This window comes from Desulfosarcina variabilis str. Montpellier (assembly GCF_048565275.1).
Classification (GTDB): domain Bacteria; phylum Desulfobacterota; class Desulfobacteria; order Desulfobacterales; family Desulfosarcinaceae; genus Desulfosarcina; species Desulfosarcina variabilis.
This window is the reverse complement of sequence record NZ_CP159846.1, coordinates 9,369,410-9,388,104: the sequence shown is the minus strand read 5'-3', so window position 1 is coordinate 9,388,104 and position 18,695 is coordinate 9,369,410. Positions and strand designations below refer to the sequence as shown.

18 protein-coding genes are annotated in these 18,695 nt (G+C 51.9%); 9 read left to right on the top strand and 9 right to left on the bottom strand.

Annotation, left to right across the window (positions count from 1 at the left end; translation table 11 throughout):
• Positions 1-785 precede the first annotated feature (785 nt).
• Genes Dvar_RS42120 through Dvar_RS42100 form a run of 5 tightly spaced genes read left to right on the top strand, consistent with a single transcriptional unit; the run spans position 786 to position 6,454 of the window.
• Positions 786-1,712: an MBL fold metallo-hydrolase gene (locus Dvar_RS42120; protein ID WP_419659457.1), complete on the top strand. Its 927-nt coding sequence runs from the start codon at positions 786-788 to the stop codon at positions 1,710-1,712.
• A 10-nt stretch (positions 1,713-1,722) separates the two neighbouring features.
• Positions 1,723-3,111, top strand: coding sequence for an FAD-binding oxidoreductase (locus Dvar_RS42115; RefSeq protein ID WP_419659456.1), 1,389 nt, complete (start codon positions 1,723-1,725; stop codon positions 3,109-3,111).
• Complete coding sequence (locus Dvar_RS42110; protein WP_419659455.1) at positions 3,108-4,346, top strand: (Fe-S)-binding protein; 1,239 nt, start codon at positions 3,108-3,110, stop codon at positions 4,344-4,346. The genes Dvar_RS42115 and Dvar_RS42110 overlap by 4 nt, the downstream gene beginning before the upstream one ends.
• 18 nt (positions 4,347-4,364) lie before the next feature.
• Complete coding sequence (locus Dvar_RS42105) at positions 4,365-5,144, top strand: acyl-CoA dehydratase activase (protein WP_419659454.1); 780 nt, start codon at positions 4,365-4,367, stop codon at positions 5,142-5,144.
• Positions 5,145-5,203: 59 nt separating this feature from the next.
• Complete coding sequence (locus Dvar_RS42100; protein WP_419659453.1) at positions 5,204-6,454, top strand: 2-hydroxyacyl-CoA dehydratase subunit D; 1,251 nt, start codon at positions 5,204-5,206, stop codon at positions 6,452-6,454.
• Positions 6,455-6,851: 397 nt separating this feature from the next.
• On the opposite strand, the gene Dvar_RS42095 is transcribed toward Dvar_RS42100, so the two are convergent.
• The 7 genes from Dvar_RS42095 to Dvar_RS42065 form a co-directional block, all read right to left on the bottom strand.
• Entirely contained in the window at positions 6,852-7,919 is a 1,068-nt protein-coding gene (locus tag Dvar_RS42095; protein WP_419659452.1) for a cytochrome-c peroxidase, read from the bottom strand.
• Positions 7,920-8,229: 310 nt separating this feature from the next.
• Entirely contained in the window at positions 8,230-8,877 is a 648-nt protein-coding gene (locus Dvar_RS42090; protein WP_419659451.1) for a response regulator, read from the bottom strand.
• An 8-nt stretch (positions 8,878-8,885) separates the two neighbouring features.
• Positions 8,886-9,143: a sensor histidine kinase gene (locus tag Dvar_RS42085; RefSeq protein WP_419664236.1), complete on the bottom strand. Its 258-nt coding sequence runs from the start codon at positions 9,141-9,143 to the stop codon at positions 8,886-8,888.
• Positions 9,112-10,089, bottom strand: coding sequence for a CHASE4 domain-containing protein (locus tag Dvar_RS42080; protein WP_419659450.1), 978 nt, complete (start codon positions 10,087-10,089; stop codon positions 9,112-9,114). Before Dvar_RS42080 ends, Dvar_RS42085 begins: the two co-directional genes overlap by 32 nt.
• Positions 10,090-10,348: 259 nt before the next feature.
• The gene (locus tag Dvar_RS42075) at positions 10,349-10,840 is read right to left on the bottom strand and encodes a GFA family protein (protein ID WP_419659449.1); all 492 of its coding nucleotides are present in this window, start codon (positions 10,838-10,840) and stop codon (positions 10,349-10,351) included.
• A gap of 7 nt (positions 10,841-10,847) precedes the next feature.
• Positions 10,848-11,255, bottom strand: coding sequence for a threonyl-tRNA synthetase editing domain-containing protein (locus Dvar_RS42070; protein ID WP_419659448.1), 408 nt, complete (start codon positions 11,253-11,255; stop codon positions 10,848-10,850).
• A 12-nt stretch (positions 11,256-11,267) separates the two neighbouring features.
• Positions 11,268-11,954, bottom strand: coding sequence for an alpha/beta fold hydrolase (locus Dvar_RS42065; protein ID WP_419659447.1), 687 nt, complete (start codon positions 11,952-11,954; stop codon positions 11,268-11,270).
• A 461-nt stretch (positions 11,955-12,415) separates the two neighbouring features.
• On the opposite strand from Dvar_RS42065, the gene Dvar_RS42060 reads away from it, so the two are divergent.
• The 3 genes from Dvar_RS42060 (at position 12,416) to Dvar_RS42050 (ending at position 16,651) form a co-directional block, all read left to right on the top strand.
• A complete protein-coding gene (locus Dvar_RS42060) occupies positions 12,416-14,359 on the top strand; it encodes a carboxypeptidase regulatory-like domain-containing protein (RefSeq protein ID WP_419659446.1) in 1,944 nt (647 codons plus the stop codon).
• Between the two features lie 562 nt (positions 14,360-14,921).
• Entirely contained in the window at positions 14,922-15,605 is a 684-nt protein-coding gene (locus Dvar_RS42055; RefSeq protein WP_419659445.1) for a caspase family protein, read from the top strand.
• A gap of 44 nt (positions 15,606-15,649) precedes the next feature.
• Positions 15,650-16,651 (top strand): transposase, encoded by a 1,002-nt coding sequence (locus Dvar_RS42050; RefSeq protein WP_419659444.1) that lies wholly within the window; start codon positions 15,650-15,652, stop codon positions 16,649-16,651.
• A gap of 99 nt (positions 16,652-16,750) precedes the next feature.
• On the opposite strand, the gene Dvar_RS42045 is transcribed toward Dvar_RS42050, so the two are convergent.
• Complete coding sequence (locus tag Dvar_RS42045; RefSeq protein ID WP_419659443.1) at positions 16,751-17,020, bottom strand: type II toxin-antitoxin system YafQ family toxin; 270 nt, start codon at positions 17,018-17,020, stop codon at positions 16,751-16,753.
• A complete protein-coding gene (locus Dvar_RS42040) occupies positions 17,017-17,277 on the bottom strand; it encodes a type II toxin-antitoxin system RelB/DinJ family antitoxin (RefSeq protein WP_419659442.1) in 261 nt (86 codons plus the stop codon). The genes Dvar_RS42045 and Dvar_RS42040 overlap by 4 nt, the downstream gene beginning before the upstream one ends.
• Before the next feature lie 304 nt (positions 17,278-17,581).
• Here Dvar_RS42040 and Dvar_RS42035 point away from each other — a divergent pair, with 304 nt between their 5' ends.
• The gene (locus Dvar_RS42035) at positions 17,582-18,583 is read left to right on the top strand and encodes a transposase (protein WP_419659441.1); all 1,002 of its coding nucleotides are present in this window, start codon (positions 17,582-17,584) and stop codon (positions 18,581-18,583) included.
• The last annotated feature ends 112 nt before the right edge of the window (positions 18,584-18,695 follow it).

The following is an 18,695-nucleotide window of genomic DNA, read 5'->3' as shown; positions in this document are numbered from 1 at the left end:
ATCTGTTGAAATTGGCGTGTCTGATCGTATTAATCCCAGTTATTTCTTTGTGTTACCCAATGCGGTGGGCTTAACAGACGATTGTAAAAAATGATGATCGATTACGATTACAGGTACGCGCACGAAAACGCCAATGCCCGTCGTACTTAAGCTATGCGGTGCTCGTAATCGTAAATCTCGACATGGCATAATTACAATTGCTGGTCCAACGGTTCAACCGTTGACATGCTTTTTTCGCACCATTGGCCTCCTGACCGCGTAACTTCAATGGTCTGCGTTTTCCTTGACTCCAAGTTCGTAGGCATACACCGAATATAATTATCAGCGAATTAACGCGGCTGCCGGCCGGTTCGACAAGTGGGCCGAACCGTGTCTGGAAATACCCTCGGGAAATAATAATATGCTTGTTAAATTAATAAATTAAGATGGGTTTTGTTGGAAATTGGTATGGCCGTTGGGATGGATTTGGTGCCGGACCGAGATATTCAAGTGGCTCCTATTTAGCTCTTAATCCTTTGTGCCAGCTAAAATAGTAGGCACTACGCATAATTTTATTAATTATATATCTATTTGAAATAAAAATAAATTTACAAAAAATTGGATTTTCGTGTCTGTTATGGCCTTTAAAAACATTTGCGCTCTTTTCGATAAATGTGCTACGAGCCTGGATTTAGTTACATATTATGTATTTGGCATGGTATGACGCTACTTAATAAAATTAGGTAAAAATCAATTTTAGCGTCATCATTATTAATATATTACTTATCGCAGAGAAGGATGTTGCCATGACCGACAAATTCGAGCCGCTCGAGATCACTCCGAATTTTTATCAATTGGGAACCCCTTTCTTCCCGATGTACTTGTCCGTTGGCAAAGACGCCATGCTGATCGAAGGGGGGATCAGTGCCACCGCTGATATCGTCATGGATCAAATCAACACTCTGGGGATCGATCCACAGCGGATCAAGTATGTTGCCCTGACCCATACCCACACCGATCACATCGGTGCGTTGCCGCGACTCAGAATGGCCTGGCCCCATTTGAAGGCCATTGGCAGTCCGCTGGCCGCCAAGGTGTTGTACAACGGATTCGTGCTCAAGGAGTTCAAGGGACTTGACAGCGGTATTTCCAAGATCCTGCAGTCCAAGGCGGAAATCAAAGATATACCGGAAGATTTGGATGCCTATAATTTCCATGTTGATACGGTAATCAACGAAAATGAACGCATCGATCTGGGTGACGGAATTGCCTGGACCGCCCATGCCATTCCAGGCCACTCGGCCTGTCAGGTGGCCTACCATGAAGAAAAGGAAGGCACGTTGGCCATCGGGGATGCCACCGGCTTTTACAACCCCGAAGAAAACGTGTTCTGGCCCAACTACTTCGAATCCTTGCCAAACTATGTGTCCAGCCTGAAAAAACTGGGCCAGCTGGGTGCCAGTCGTCTGGCCCTGAGTCACAATGGTTGCGTCGATGCGGACGTGAACGGTTTTCTGGGCAGAGCGCTCGAGACCACCGGTGCCTATCACCAGGAGATGCTCGATCGCACCGCTGGTGGGGAAAATCCCAAAGAGATCGCCATGGAAAAGGCCAAATGGGTTCAGACCATTGCCGACCGCATGCCTTTTGGCGTGATGGTGTTTTTGTGCCAGGTACTGATCAAACAGTCCCAGGGCATCAATGGTGAGTTAAGTTTCGATTTAGCAGGATAAGGAAAATGCCATGCGCCTGACACCGGAATTAATCAAAACGCTCGAAACCATCGTTGGCGGCGATGCAGTGCTTACCGGCGCCAACGATTTGGCTGTTTATGGTGTTGATGGCACTACTCATTGCAAGGGTGAGCCCGAGGCCGTGGTTTTTCCATCCACGGCCGAGGACATTTCCCAGATCATGGCGCTTTCCGATGCCCATGAAATTCCGGTGACGGTGCGGGGCGCGGGCACGAGCCTGAGCGGTGGCCCGGTCCCCGTGGCCGGGGGCATTGTGCTGTGCACCACCCGCATGAACCATATCCTTTCCATCGACCGGGAAAATTTCACGGTCAAGACGGAAGTGGGTGTGGTGCTGAACGACCTGAACCAGGCCCTGGCCAAAGAAAAGATGTTTTTTCCGCCGGATCCGCAGAGTTTTCTGGCCGCCACCATCGGTGGGTGCGTATCGGAGAATGCCGGCGGTCCCTATGCGGTGAAATACGGGGTGTTCAAGCATTATCTCTTGGCCGTGACAGCGATCCTGCCGTCCGGAAAGATTGTCAATCTGGGTGGCAATACCATGAAAAACGTCACCGGCTATGATCTGCCACAAATTATGTGCGGGGCTGAAGGCACCCTGGCGGTGATTGTGGACGTCACCCTGCGGCTCTTGCCCCTGCCTCCAGCCAAAAGCACGGTCCTGGCCATTTTCGACGAGGTGCTGACCGCCGGCAAGGCTGTGCATGCTGTACGCTCAAGCGGGGTGATGCCGGCCAAAATCGAACTGATGGACAACTGGGTGGTGCGCCGCATCGAAGAGCGTATCCCGCTGGGCATTCCATTGACCGCCGACGCCATTTTGCTGTTTGAAATGGACGGATCCAAAGAAAATGTGGCGCAGGAAACCCAAGCGGTGATCGACCTTTGCCAGCAGGCCGGCGCCATGGAAGTGCGGGCCGCCAAAGATGATGCCGAGGCCAACACCTTCTGGACGGCCCGGCGGGCTGGTTTTTCGGCGGTGTTCAGTGCCTCGCCCACGGTTCTGGCCGAGGATGTGACCGTGCCCACCAATCGCATTGCCGATCAGATCGCCCACACCAAAAAATTATGCGCGGAATATGACCTGATTATTCCCATCATCGGTCACGCCGGTGACGGCAATCTTCACCCCTGTATTCTGACCGACAAAAACGATACCGCCCACTATGCCCTGGCCCAGAAGGTGGCGGGAGAAATTTTCGACAACGCCCTGGCACTTGGCGGCGCCATATCCGGAGAACATGGAATTGGCCTTGAAAAACAGCGATTTCTCAAAAAAGCCATGTCACCGGAGGCCATCGCGCTGCTCAAGGGGATCAAGTCCGTGTTTGACCCCAAGGGACTTCTTAATCCGGGAAAAATTTGGGAGTCGTCATGAATTCGTCAGTGCAACAAATCAGTGCCACTCAATGCATGAAATGCGGCTTCTGTATGTCAACCTGTCCGGTATATCAGGTGGATCACGTGGAAAGCCATGTCGCACGGGGGCGTAACCTGCTGATCCGCATGGCCGAGCAACAATCGGTGCCGGATCAGGACGACTATGGCGCATGCCTGGATGCCTGCCTGCTTTGTGGGCGTTGCCAGGCCGTGTGTCCGGCCGGGGTGCCGTCGCCGGAAATCAACATTCAGGCCCGGGAAAAGCGTCTGTCCGAAGAAGGCGTTCCCCTGTGGCAGCAGTTGCTGTACCGGGGTATCTTGAAACACCGCCCCCTCATGGCCCAGCTGATTCGCGTTGCCGCCCTGATTCCAGGGCTCAATCATTCGGAAGGCAGGCCTTTGCGGCACATGGCCGATGCAACGGCCCTTTTTACCGGTGGTCTGCGTGTGCCCCGTATCGCCAGCACGTTTTTGTCCAAACGCATCCCCGAGCCCATTGTGCCGACCCAATGTCGGCCCGCCAAGGGACGGGTGGCCTTTTTTCCAGGCTGCGGGTTTGAGTTTTTCTTCTCCCAGATCGGCTTTGACAGTATTCGTCTTCTGGCCCTGGCCGGCTATGAGGTGGTCTATCCTGACAACCTGACCTGTTGCGGCATGGCGGTGAAAAATGCCGGTGACAGCAAGACTGCCAGATCCATGGCCAGACAGAATATCGAGGCCCTGGCATCCTTTGATCATATCGTCACCAGCTGCGCCACCTGCGGGACCACCTTGAAGCAATACGGAAAATGGTTTGAAAATGATCCGCACCTGCGTGACAAAGCCCATGCGGTATCGTCAAAGGTCGCTGATTTCTCGGAATTTCTCGTGGGCTCCAGCTTTAGGCCAAAGCGACAGGCAAACGCACCGGTGAAAATCACCTACCACGATCCCTGCCATCTCAAATGGCATCAGGGGGTCAGCGAGTATCCACGCCAGCTTTTGCAATCTCTGGACGGGGTGGAATTCGTGGAGATGGAAAATGCGGATGCCTGTTGTGGGCTGGGCGGGACATTTGGTATCAAGCATCGTGAGACCAGCCTGTCGATTCAGGAAAAAAAGATCCAGTCCATTGAAAAAACCGGAGCCAGCATTGTCGCTACCGCCTGTCCGGGATGCATGATTCAGCTGATGGACGGACTCCGTCGCTATGATCTGCCGGTTGAAGTGGTGCACGTGGCGCAGTTATTATAGTCGTTGAAAAGGAACACCATGTCGTCATCTGTTTTTGTAGGAATTGATCTGGGGGCATCCAGGACCAAAGTGGCCGTGCTGGATGAAAATAAGGAGCTGATCGGTCGATCGGTTAAAAAATCGGGAATCGATTACGGCCAGACAGCCGATGCCTGCCTTGAAGAGGCGCTGGCCATGGCCGGTAAATCCACAGCGGATATTGCCCAAACCTTTGCCACCGGTTATGGCCGCAAGAATGTCTCCTTTGCCAAGGACAACAAGACCGAAATCGCCTGTCATGCCAAGGGATGTTATCATCTTTTTCCCAAAGCCCTTTCCATTATCGATATCGGCGGGCAGGACAACAAGATCATCAAGCTCAATGAGCGGGGATTGCGCACGGATTTTAAGATGAACCGCAAGTGCGCGGCCGGTACGGGCGCCTTTTTGGAAGAAATGTCCCTGCGCCTGAATATCCCGCTGGAGGATATGAACGACCAGGCGACCCGGTCCACCGAGATGGTCAAACTGGGAAGTTACTGTACCGTGTTTTCCGGCACCGAGGTGCTGGAAAACATCCGCAACGGGAAGAAGGTGGAGGACATCATCAAAGGCCTTTTCTTTTCGGTGATCAAACGCGTAATGGAGATGGATGCGCTGACCGAAAACGTGGTCATGACCGGCGGGGTGGTGGCCCATAATCCATATCTGGTCAACATGGCGGAAGAAATGATCGAAAGAGAAATCCTGGTGCCGGCTTATCCGCAGCTTACCGGTGCCGTTGGGGCCGCTCTATTTGCTATGAACCATCAATCGTAGACCCCAATGTTAAGATCGTTGTGGTAGCGAGCAATTTAACTGATTTTCCGGAGGAATGCATGACAGAAGAGAAAAAAGTAGCCAGGAAAGTGATCAAGACCGCCAAGGACATGGGCCTGTTCATGAAGGATTATTACTATGAACTCAATGACGCCGCTACCACGGGCAATCGCAAGATTGCCTGGTGTACCAGCGTGGGGCCGACCGAGCTGTTGCGGGCCATGGGGTTTCTGGTGTATTTTCCCGAAACCCACGGTGCCATGCTGGGCAGCACCCGAACCGCCACGGACGTGATTCCCAGCGCCAACGCACTGGGCTATTCACCGGAAATCTGCTCTTATCTCACCTCCGATGTGGGGGCCTACCTGAATAAATTTACCCCCCTGTCCAAGGCCTATCCCGGTATCGAAAGCGTGCCCAAGCCGGATGTACTGGTATACAACACCAACCAGTGCCGCGACGTGCAGGACTGGTTTGCCTACTACGCCCGTGAGTTCAACGTGCCGGTGATCGGTGTTGAGACCAACCGGAGCGTCAACGATGTCAACGAGGCCATCGTGGACGACATTGCCAAGCAGATCGAGAGCCTGGTCAAACCGCTGCAGGAGATTATCGGCAAACCGCTGGACATGGACCTGTTCAAGGAAACCGTGGGATTGTCCCGGCAATGTTCCGATCGGTGGAAGGAAGTTCTGGAAACCGCGGCAGCCAAACCCGCTCCGCTGACCTTTTTCGATGCCTCCACCCTGATGGGGCCGGCGGTCGTGGGCCGCGGTACCCAGGTCGCTGTGGATCTTTATGACATGCTGCTGGCCGAGCTCAAGGAAAAGGTCGCCAACAAGGATGCCGCCATCGAGGGTGAGAAATACCGTATCTACTGGGACGGCATGCCGGTGTGGGGCCGCCTTTCCGCTCACGCCAAGCTGTTTGCCGGCATGCAGGCCAATGTCCTGGCATCGACCTATTGCAGCAGCTGGATCTTTACTTCCCTGGAAGCCGATGATCCTTTCCGGAGCATGGCCCGTGCCTACACGGAGCTGTTTATCGTCCGTTCCGATGATTACAAAGAGCAGTACATCAAGGACAAACTGGAATTGTATGACATTGACGGCATCATCTATCACGATGCCCGCACCTGCCCGAACAACTCCAATTGCCGTTACGGCATGGTCAAACGGATCGAGAATGTCAGCGGCATCCCCAGCCTGACTATCGACGGCGACTTGTGCGACATGCGCTGTGTGTCCGATGAGCAGACCAAGACCAAGGTGGAGGCGTTTATTGAGCAACTGTCCGAGTTGAAGGAATAGATAGTGCCCATCCAGAAATGACCAATTTGCCCGATATCGGCGTTGCGCGAAAAATTTAATCCTCGGAATATCAACTATATGCCTGTGGTTAAATTTTTCGTGCGCCTTGATCTCGACCAAATTTGCCTATTTCTGGACAGACACTACAACTCTCGCCAATTTGTGGGTGTCCCCCTTCCCAATTTAATAATCCGGAAGGGGGACAAGCCAATCAGGGTACCTTTTTTTCCCCGGTCAGCATGGCCAGAATAAGAATTTCAGCCCCTTAAAAATGGGTAACGGGCGATGCTGCCGCACCCCCCGTCACCTTTTCCGTCTGTGTCAGACAGGCCCATGAAAATTATCACTGCCTGCCCGGACCACTTGATGCAAGCCCGGTTTATACCGGTATGGTTGATTACTCGTCCGTGAGCGTTGCCAGGAAAGCCACGATATCGTTGATTTCTTCCGCTGATAACCCAAAATTGCCTACACTATCTTCACCGTAGTCAATATTTTGATCTACATCCGGCACATACCCGGTTCTGTCATTGATAAATTCGACCATCTCCAACAGGGTCGGAAAATAACCGTTGTGGGAGTACGGGGCTGTCATGACGATGTTTCTCAATGTGGGCACTTTGAATTTACCGTTCTGATTCGGATCATCGACGACCGGCCCCAGCCCCAGATCCGCTTCGGACAACACGGCCGGGTTGTTTGGCACGCCGATGTTGGCGTAGGCGTAGTTGGTGAAAAGCGTTGCCGGTGCGTCGAATGCGGCCGTGGTGGAATGGCAGGAGGCGCAATTCGCATCAAACAGGGCCATACCCCGGGTTTCGGCGGCAGTAAACTCGTCGCTAGCGGTATCGTACTTTGAGCTGAATTTGGTCACATCCGCTGATCGCTCGTAAGCGGCGATGGCCCGGCCGAAATTGTCATAAGCGGCATCGACGTTATTCAGCGAACCTGCACCAAAAACCCGGTTCCAAAGGTTCACATAACCCGAATCCCGAATGACCTGGATGATGGCCTCCTTACTGGGCATATTCATCTCCACTGGATTCAGTGGCGGGCCCTGGGCCTGTTCGGCCAGCGGGTCGCCCAGCGTCGATCCATCGGCCCTGCCATCCCAGAACATCCCGCCCACCCACTGGCCGGAATCATCGCTCAGCTGTGGACTGAATCCGGCATAAGCGGCTGACGGCGCATTGCGACCGCCCTTGCTCACGCCATCCGCGCCGGTGGAAACCATGTTGACCTCGGGGCTGACGTGGTTGGTGATATCGGCGAATCCGGCAAAATGATGATGGCAGTTGCGGCACGATTGGGTGCCGTTATAAGAAAGGTTTTTGTCGTTGTAAAGCCGCATACCGAGCCGTTCCAGGTTGCTGTCGACCGCTGGTGGCCCCCCTGCGGCCCACGCCATGACGGCAACGCCCGTGAAAAGAAAAACAGCCAGAGAAACAAATACCCGTGTTTTCATTTTGATTCCTCCTTAAAAAATGCGTTGTAGAGGAAACGTACCATCGGTGATGGAAGCTGAAAATCAGGCGATGCCTTATTTTGGGGTTCCCAAAATATTATTTATGGAGGATCAATAGGCTTAGAGGAACTATTTAGTGTTCGTTCAGAAATGGTGAATCTTGCCCGAGTCCAAGGCGGCCAACAAATTCAAACCGGAGGCGCCCTTTAGGAAGTACCCTTGGGGTGAATATTGGTAATATTTTGAGGATTTGAATTTGTTGCCCAACGTCGGAATCGGGTGAGAGGCGCCGTTTCTGGATGGACACTATTTAAAGCTGGATCAACCCTTCCCTGATGGCAAACTGAGTCAATCCGGCGATGGAGTGAATGCCTGTTTTCTGCATGATGTTGCGACGGTGGCTCTCGGCGGTCTTCTTGCCGATGTGCAGCATGTCGGCGATGTCTTTGATGCTGAGGCCTTCGGCAATCAATTGCAGCACTTCTCTCTCACGATCGGTGAGTTCGTCCGAGGCGATGCCCGGCGAGGATGCCGTTTGACACAGGTAGTGATTGACAACCGTGGTTGCAATTTGCGGACTGAGATAGACGTTGCCCTTGACGACGGTGTTGATGGCGGTGACCAGTTCTTTGGTCACGCAGTTTTTAAGCAGATAGCCGGACGCGCCGGCTTTGAGCATCCCGTCGATGTAGCGCCGGTCCGCATACATGGACAGGGCGATGATTTTGGTTTTGGTTGAGCCGGCGACAATCTGGCGGGTGGCTTCGATTCCGTTCAAGCTGGGCATGGATACATCCATCACGGCCACATCCGGTTTACGGTCGATGATCATCTTTACCGCACTGCGCCCGTCGGCGGCCTCGCCGATGACGGAGAAATTGGCCTGCGCATCAAGCAGCACCCGCAATCCCTCCCGGATGATATGGTGATCGTCCGCAAGAACAATGCTGATTGCCATGGGCCACCTTAATCTGGATTGTTGGTCGGCACGATCAAGGTTATCCGTGTGCCCCTGCCCGGTGCCGAATCAATATCGAATTTGCCGCCGATCGCCGACAATCGCTCCTGGATACTGAACAGACCAAACCCTTCGGTGGTGGGGCTTTCCGGTCCCGCATCCAACGGGTCGAATCCAATACCGTCATCGCTGACCCTCACGTGAAACCCGTTGGGGCGGTGCCGCAACCGAATGTCAACGTGATTTGCCCTGGCATGCTTGACGATACTGAACAGCAGCTCTCTTACCGACCGAAAAATTAATATCCGGGGGACCGATCACCGTATTATTGATCAGTACCACCATGAGGATGAGAATGACCAGACCCGCCAGAGCAATGGATATCAGCGCCAACCGGAGGGTTTCGGACCCCTTGGCATAAATATGCCGTAACAGGGTGGTTCGCAACACGAGTGCCGGCTCGCCATAAATGTCCCTGATGACGGTAAACCCATTCAGAATGGCCTGATTTTTAACCGCGAAATAAATTGTGGGTGGATTGTTCTCATCCGACAGGCACTTTTCCACGATTGTCTTGTGTTCACTTACCGGCAGATACTCATGATCGATGTGGGTCTGGTCTTTCAGCCGCTCAATATAATCGGTGTCAAAAAATCGGCCCATGATCAGATGGCCGCGGATGGGCCCCTGATGATCGCTCGTGGTGATCGGCTGGCTGGACAAAATAAATGGCCCCACCGACGTTTGCATGATTCCGGACACGCCGCCGTCACCGTCGTGGGACGCGAACAGGACAGGGGCATCTTGCAGTGCTGCTTCAGATAGTTCAGGCAAGACAATCGGGTTTCCGTTTTTCAGCGATCGCACCTCTCCCCAGATCATCTCTTTTCGAAGATTAAGAAATAATATAGCGTTGATCCGGTTATCCAGAAAGGTTTGCTGAAGGAGGTTGGAGCGGCGATAGCTCTCGTTTTCTTCCTGAACAAATTGATAGGTGTCATCCCAGGCGGCCCAGTCATGGGTAACGGTTTCCAGATACTTGATTTCCCGCTGCAGGGCATCCAGGCACCGGTGGACATCTTCGGTTGCCTCCTCCTGTTCCAGGGCGGCGTAACTGGGCAGGATCACAAGACTGTAAACAATCTGTGTCAATATGAAATAAAAGATCAGGACGCCTGCAAGAATTCCCAGTATCTTCAAACGAATACCCATATGTCCGTGAAGAATGGCCATAGATCTTGTTACGCGTTCAACAAATTTGATGGTTCTGTAAAAAGTCGAAATTTCCAATTTGACGTCATTCCGGCGCAAGCCGGAATCCAGCTTTTTCAATATGTTCTGGATGCCGGATCAAGTCCGGCATGACGCGTCTGGCAATTTTTATGAGTTCATCACATTTCAAGGTACGGGCCGTTATCAAGCGGCATTTAATTTTACTGGTGCTTTAAGAAAAGAGAGCCCCGTAGACCGCCTATAAACGCTGGGAATGGTTCTTGTGCCCCGACCATTTGGGCAGATCATCACAGATCTCCACGACGTGCGTGCCGTAAAAGATATGGCAGGTCGGCCGGAAGGCCGCCGGTACTTCCCGACCAGGTCCGAAATCAAACAATGAGGGAAAGGCCAGCCACATTTGGCGTCCTTCATCGGCAATGGGCGTGCCGCACCTGGCGCAGCTGACCTTGCAGGGCAGAATACGGGCGTGCTGGTCGCGTTCGCTGTTGTAAAAACGCAGGTGCTCGATACCGGCGGTGATTCTGACGTCTTTTTTATGGAAAATGGCGGCCCATTGCATGGGGGCGCCGTGAAGCCGCTGACAGACCAGACAATGGCAGATTTTGGCGTCCACGGGATCGGCGCATACCTCATAGCGGACGGCCCCGCAGTAGCAACTGGCTTGGTATTTGGGAACAAAGGACGTATCATGGGCCGATGCGTATTCAGGCCCGAAATCGCTATTCATATGCCACCTAAAATTCCTTATAAATTCTTGCCAGCGGATGGCCGGGTGCGTCCATGGAAAGATCGTTGAAATAACCGTATGGAGTTTGGATGGCCGTGTATCCGGCGGTTTCCAGGCGCTGCTGCACACGGTCGAGCAGGGCCTTGGCTTCACCGGGATCGGCCTTTTCTTCGCCCAGATGAGTAAACGAGTGCAGGATAACCTGCTGGGTCTCCCACTTCCTGGCCAGCCATTTGGCGTTTTTAACCAGCTTGGTTTCCGCTGAACTGCCGTCGGCCACATCTTTGGGCTCGATATGGATAAAGGCCACGACTGTCTTTTCGTAGGCCATGGGATTTGCATCCGGTGCGTCGGACAGGGTTTTCATTGCTGGATTCCAGGCGAAACGGTCGCAATACCAGAACAATAAGCGCATGGTTACCTCATTTTAATTAAGAGAATCAATCCACTTTACACTTTGATCAATGATCTTCCGATGAACATCCGCCGGCAAGCGAGACGACGATGCCGGGAGCTTGAAGGAGTGATTTCCGCCTTCAATGGTATTCAGAGTTACGAGACCCGGCAAGCGATCCAGCACATGGCCGAGGCTGTCCAGATTGCACAAGGGATCCTTGGTGCCTTCAAAAAACAGCATTGGTACATTGATATTATAAAGGTGGCCGTCACGCAATTGGTCGGTCCGACCCGGCGCGTGCAGCGGATAGCCGAGGAAAATCAGCGCGGTCACATCCAGTTCTCCTGCAGCGGCCATTTGGGAGGCCACCCGTCCCCCCATGGATTTCCCTGCCGCGATGATTCGCTGGACAGGCGCCTGGGAATTGGACCTCAGCCAGGCATAAACGGTTTGCCAGGTGCGAACCAGGACCGCCTGGCTGTCCGGGGATTTTTTGCCTTTTTCCTTGTAAGGGAAATTGAACCTCAACGTGGTATGGCCGGCGTCGGCCAATCCATCGGCAAAAGCGACAATCAAATCGTTGTGCATATCGTTGCCGGCACCATGGGCGATGATGACGCCGGTCGATAAGGCGTCAACGGGACCGTCCGGCATACTCAGTACCGCTGATACTAAACCTTTGCCAGGAATATCAATCGTGGTCTGGGTGGCAATCATTTATCGATTTCCTCCATCTCTATAAAAAGCCATTGCCATTTTTTCATGCTTGGTTGCCCGATGTCAACGGCATGGCTTAGCCGATTGTTTTTTAATAAATATAATAAAAAATACTCAATTATAATGCTCAAGATGCCGATCATCTCAAACAGGCTCTAAATGCCACAAAAACCACTTGAAATTAGATATCTTACTCAAAACCGGTATGTTGGAAATGATGAGAAATTATTATGGCCGACTATACGCGCTGTGGCGAGTAAAAGGTTCACTCACTTAATAATCTTTAGTTTTTCAACTATTACAGTTGCCTTTGGATCCATGTCCGAGATTCTTACTAACCTAAACTGGGCGATTCAAATTCTGGTATGCATGAAAATGGGTAAGCATGGTAACACGATAGCTCATTATTGCCTCCCAGAATTTGAATCGCCCAGTTTAGGACTAATCAAGGAGGCGCAGTAATGATCAAACGGATGCGTAAACGTCTTTCACGATGCGAACACCTGTTTTGCCTTTTCAATTGTCTGCTGGTATCAGGAATTATGCTCCTGGCCTGTGGCGGAGGTGGAGACGGCGATGGCACCACTACGACCACCGGTGGTGGAACCGATGCAGAACAGATCGCTTTCAGCGGCCAGGCCATGCTGGCCAATGATGACGGTGCGTTGCTTTCCTACCCCACGCCGGATAGTGGGATCACCGTTACCGTCAGCAGCGACATCGACGCCAACGGCAGCATCGACAGCACTGAGCAGGCCAGTGCAGACACTGACAGCGACGGAAATTTTTCCATTACCGCCCCTGTAGAAGTGGGCACCCGTGCCACGGTAAGCTTTGTAATGGAAGGCTATGCCACCCAACTGCTCACCGTCGATGTGGGCAGCCTCAACCCGATTACCGGGCTTGACGCCACTTTATCGAAATTGCGCACACTGGAAGATACCGGAGACCGTTGGCAGGATAGCGGCAACACCGTCAGCGTGAGCAATATCGACATTGAATCCGGTTCGGCGCGGGCCTTCAACCCGGCCACCGAGAGTGACCGCTTTCCGGGCGAGTTTGCCGATGACCAGGGCAACATGCTCGTCTCCGGTGTTTTCGCCGCTTTTGATCTGCGTGACAGCCGGGGACGCAGCGTGCGGGCGGTCAGCGCCAGCAATCCGGCCACGGTCCGGATGAAAATCCCCCAGGATACCTGGGGGATTTTGAAAGATCTGGATACCAGCACGCCCGACATCATCGACGTGCCCATGTATTACTTTGACGAAGAGACCGGCGAATGGGTACGTGATGGTTCGGGTACGCTGGAAGACGGCGACGGTACGGCTATCGATGCCGCGACCCTGGCCACCATCACCAGCTCGCCGCCGACCTTTACCGGAAGCCTCTATGCCAAGTCTGAAGCAACGCATTTCTCCTATTGGAACGTGGATTACCCCGTGGAGACCCACGCCTGCGTGAGCGGCACCATCACCGACACCGATGGCGCGCCCGTGGCCGGTGCACGGGTCAGCATTTCGGGTATCTCCTACACGGGTACCAGCAGCAGCGTTGTGACCGATGCCGCCGGCCATTTCTGCATCGACGTGATGCGCAACGAAGACGCAGATGAAGATCTTGACGGAGACGGCGTCAGCGGAGAAACCCAGACGCTCAGTCTAACGGTGCGGTCTACCGACAAAATGTACCGTCTGGAGAGTTTTACCCTTGCCGATGGGCAGGGCAGTTGCCCCACGGGCTGCATGACCCAGGATTTTCAGCTGTTGGCCGCCAATGAGGTTCAGATTACCTGCTGTGAGATAACCGGTACGGTCTACGATCCGAACAGCAACCCCGTCAGCGGTGCGACCCTCTACGCTTTTGACGAAAGCCTCGAAATCGATGGGACCAGTACCATCTGCACCGATCCATTGGAATTTTTTACAACCTCGGGTTCGGATGGATCCTACGCACTTTCAAGCGAAATCGCCGCCAGTTTAAAAATTTACGCCATGCACACCGTGACCGGCAGCGACATCAATTACGTTTACTGGGGCCAGCGGAACCTGAGTGCCTGTCCGGCTGCCGGCAGCGATGTGGATATCACCACCGAACTGCTTTACTGCACCAGCACCCTGGACGTGACGGTCAGCGGTCAGCAGATCAGCTGGACGCCCAACGTTACCGTCAATACGCTTTATGTGAGCGACATGACGGGCACGGGCTTCAAATGGTTGCTGGTCAGCGAGGATGGATTTACCTCGCCGGTCACTTTCGGCACTGTTCCCACTGGTGCCACCGAGCAAACAGCGGCCACTGGAACGCTTTCCTCGACGTCGGATATGGTGGGGGTGAGCGGCCGTTTTACCGACAGCGACACGGGTGCCCAGTGTTTCAATACGGGGACCGCGTTGCCGTCATATTAACCCCATCCATGATTGATGCGTTGCGGCGGTCCACCGGGCTGCCGTAACGTTTACATTTATCCGGTTATCTGGAAAGCTGATATCTGTTCCAGCATAGGAGAATGAATTCAACTGATCTATGGGCCCGTGTTAAGTGTTAAGTTTAAAGTGTTAAGGAAAGGCATCCTATCGATTCCTATATAAAATTAGATTCGATCCACCACTTGATGCCTTCGTAAAAAGTAAAAAAACTCCAGTTTGTCGTCATTCCGGCGTAGGCCGGAATCCAGTGTGCTTAATAGGTTCTGGATGGACAATAGACCCTAATGTTGCAGGACCGTTCGAACAGTCAAACTTTACTTATTTACATGAAAAATATTAATAATTGAAGTGGGTTGGGCGGTGTTTGGGACTTGCTCTAAAATTCCTCGGGGCTTGTGCCGTGGTGGATATTATTTTAGGGTGCAGGAAGAGAATCATTGCACCAGACCGCGCCGGATTTGCGTTCGCCAATCATATTAAAATCAGACAGGGCGAATTCGCCGGTGTATATTTGGAATCTGCGCCGCTGGAGAGGTCTCCAATGCAAAATTGGCTGAAAACGAATTGCTTTGTCTGGATTGTCTCGGTTTTCTTGGTGATCATGTTGACGGGGTGGTCTGTCCACGCTGCCGAGAAGCGTGGGATAATACAAGTGCCTGTGCCCGCTGCTGGTGTCCCGTCTGCGCAGCGGCCTCGGGTGGCGCTTGTTTTTGGAAACGGCGCCTATCCCCATTCCCGGCTTGCCAATCCGCCCAATGATGCCCGGCTTATCGCCGATGTCCTTGTTCGCTGCCGGTTCGACGTTATTCTCAAAACCGATGCCACCCTCAGGGACATGGAAGCGGCGATCGCCGATTTCGGTCGCAAATTGACACCGAACAGCGTCGGTTTCGTCTTTTATGCCAGTCACGGTATCCAGTCTGCCGGGCGTAATTATCTCATCCCCGTTGATGCAACCCTGCAACGGGAGACCGATCTGAAATATGAAACGGTCGATGTCGGCCGGATCTTGGATGAAATCGGATATGCCCAGAACGGGTTGAACATCTTCATTCTCGATGCCTGCCGCAACAATCCTTTGACCCGGCGTTTCCCTAGTGCCAAACGCGGGCTGGCACGCCTGGACAATGTGCCGACCGGTACTCTGCTGGCCTATTCCACCGCCCCGGGGGATGTGGCGTTGGATGGCTCGTGCGAATTTTGGGAATTTTGGGGACGGGCATGAAATAATGCGTTTCCATTTTCAAGCAAAGGTGATACATTCAAAAAATGCCAAGACAAGCAAGAATAGATGCCCCCGGAGCATTACAGCACATCATCTGCCGAGGAATTGAACGGCGAAAGATCTTTCTAAGTGATGTTGATCGGGATGATTTTGTGGATCGATTTTCCCTTATTATCAGCGACAGTGAAACACTTTGTTACGCATGGGCACTGTTAGACAATCATTTCCATCTGCTTTTGCGGACCGGCAATGTTCCCATTACTACCATTATGCGCCGGTTGTTGACCGGTTATGCCGTCAGCTTTAATCGGCGTCACCGGCGCCACGGCAGATTGTTTCAAAACCGCTATAAATCAATCTTATGCCAGGAAGATCCCTATCTTCTGGAATTGGTCCGGTACATCCATTTGAATCCCCTGCGTGCCGGCATCGTCAAAGACTTGGATGGTTTAGACGGTTATGCCTATTGTGGTCACAGCCGATTGACCGGCCATATTGAAAGTGATTGGCAGGCGGTGGATGGCGTTTTATTTTTATTCGGTAAGCAGAAAAAGGCTGCTCGTAAACGCTATCGGCGCTTTATCCAGGATGGTATCGATCAGGGGAAAAGACCAGAACTGACCGGCGGCGGTCTTCTGCGCAGCACTGGAGGGTGGGGCGTGCTCAAGTCCATGCGCCGGATGAAGGAGCATCTGAAGGGCGATGAGCGGATACTGGGCGACAGCGACTTTGTGATGCAGGTGCTTGAATCCGCCCAGGAGCGAATAGAAGAACGCTATCACCTGTCAGCCAGTGGATATACGTTTGAGCGGATGATTGAGCAGGTAAGTGAGCATTTCGGCATTTCCATCGATGACATCCTGTTTCCAGGAAAGCATCCCCATCGGGTTAAGGCCCGCAGCGTAGCAGCTTACCTTGCGATGAAACGGTTAGGGATGGATGGAACAACCGTAGGACGGCGGATGGGAGTGGGGCAATCCACCATCAGTCGCGCGGTAACGCGGGGTGAAAAGATAATGCGTGAATTGGATATTTCCTTTCCTTAGCAAAAGAAACGCATAATTACATTACCGTACCCAGGAATACGTAGGCGCTTCTACTTGAGACCCGGCCGCTCACCCGCAACGTTCGCTTTTTGGCAATTACTATTTTTTAAACAGGTCAGAGTGTGATCCGGTTCTTTCGAGATATAAGTCTTCGGACGTGATACGGTAGATTAAGAGCCAATCGGGTTCAATGTGGCAATCGCGGTGATCTTTCCAGTTTCCTGAAAGCGGGTGGTCCCGATAGTTTTGCTCTAATATATGTTTCGAAGATAGTTTTTCTATAACGGTTCTCAATTTTGAAAGATCTTTGTTTTGTTTCTTGATCCTTTTGTAATCCTTCTTGAATTGAGTCGTATAATGTATGTTCAACTATCAAGTTCCTCAAACAATTCGTCAACAGAATCAACTTTATGCATGTTTTTTCCGTTTTCAGATTCCTTCAGCGTTTTTGCAGTGGCATCGTTGGGCAGTTTTATCTCGAAGGGGATTCCTTTATGTAATGTGATCTGCGATAGGTAAATTGAAATTGCCTCTGACATTGAAATGTTTAATTTTTTCAATATAATCTGAGCATTGTGTTTTATTTTAGGATCAACACGGGTTTGAATGGTTGCTGTTTTTCCCATAACATACTCCTAATCATGTATTTTGTATTGACAATTGCCTTACATCAAAAATACAACAAAAGTTAAAAAAATCAAGCAATTTTTAAATCAGGATGAAATATCAAATAGTTAAATCGAACCTGTCGTTTAACTCAGACGGCTGTCAACGAGGCGATTTGAAAAAATATGCTGATAAAATAGTCAGCAACTTTCCAAAAGGGGAATATGGCATGAAATTATGCGTTTCTATTCAAGCGAAGAGATTATGGGGACGGGCATGAAATAATGCGTTTCCATTTTCAAGCAAAGGTGATACATTCAAAAAATGCCAAGACAAGCAAGAATAGATGCCCCCGGAGCATTACAGCACATCATCTGCCGAGGAATTGAACGGCGAAAGATCTTTCTAAGTGATGTTGATCGGGATGATTTTGTGGATCGATTTTCCCTTATTATCAGCGACAGTGAAACACTTTGTTACGCATGGGCACTGTTGGAAAATCATTTCCATCTGCTTTTGCGGACCGGGAATGTTCCCATTACTACCATTATGCGCCGGTTGTTGACCGGTTATGCCGTCAGCTTTAATCGGCGTCACCGGCGCCACGGCAGATTGTTTCAAAACCGCTATAAATCAATCTTATGCCAGGAAGATCCCTATCTTCTGGAATTGGTCCGGTACATCCATTTGAATCCCCTGCGTGCCGGCATCGTCAAAGACTTGGATGGTTTAGACGGTTATGCCTATTGTGGTCACAGCCGATTGACCGGCCATATTGAAAGTGATTGGCAGGCGGTGGATGGCGTTTTATTTTTATTCGGTAAGCAGAAAAAGGCTGCTCGTAAACGCTATCGGCGCTTTATCCAGGATGGTATCGATCAGGGGAAAAGACCAGAACTGACCGGCGGCGGTCTTCTGCGCAGCACTGGAGGGTGGGGCGTGCTCAAGTCCATGCGCCGGATGAAGGAGCATCTGAAGGGCGATGAGCGGATACTGGGCGACAGCGACTTTGTGATGCAGGTGCTTGAATCCGCCCAGGAGCGAATGGAAGAACGCTATCGCCTGTCAGCCAGTGGATATACGTTTGAGCGGATGATTGAGCAGGTAAGTGAGCATTTCGGCATTTCCATCGATGACATCCTGTTTCCAGGAAAGCATCCCCATCGGGTTAAGGCCCGCAGCGTGGCAGCCTACCTTGCGGTGAGACGGTTAGGCATGGATGGCACAATGGTAGGGCAGCGGATGGGAGTGGGACAATCCACCATCAGTCGCGCGGTAACGCGGGGAGAAGAGATAATGCGTGAATTGGATATTTCCTTTCCTTAGCAAAAGAAACGCATAATTACCACATTCGGTATTATTGAAACTCGGGGCCGGTAAAGCAATTAAAGCAATCCGTAAAAGACCGATAAATGATTCACATCATAGGCACTTGTAA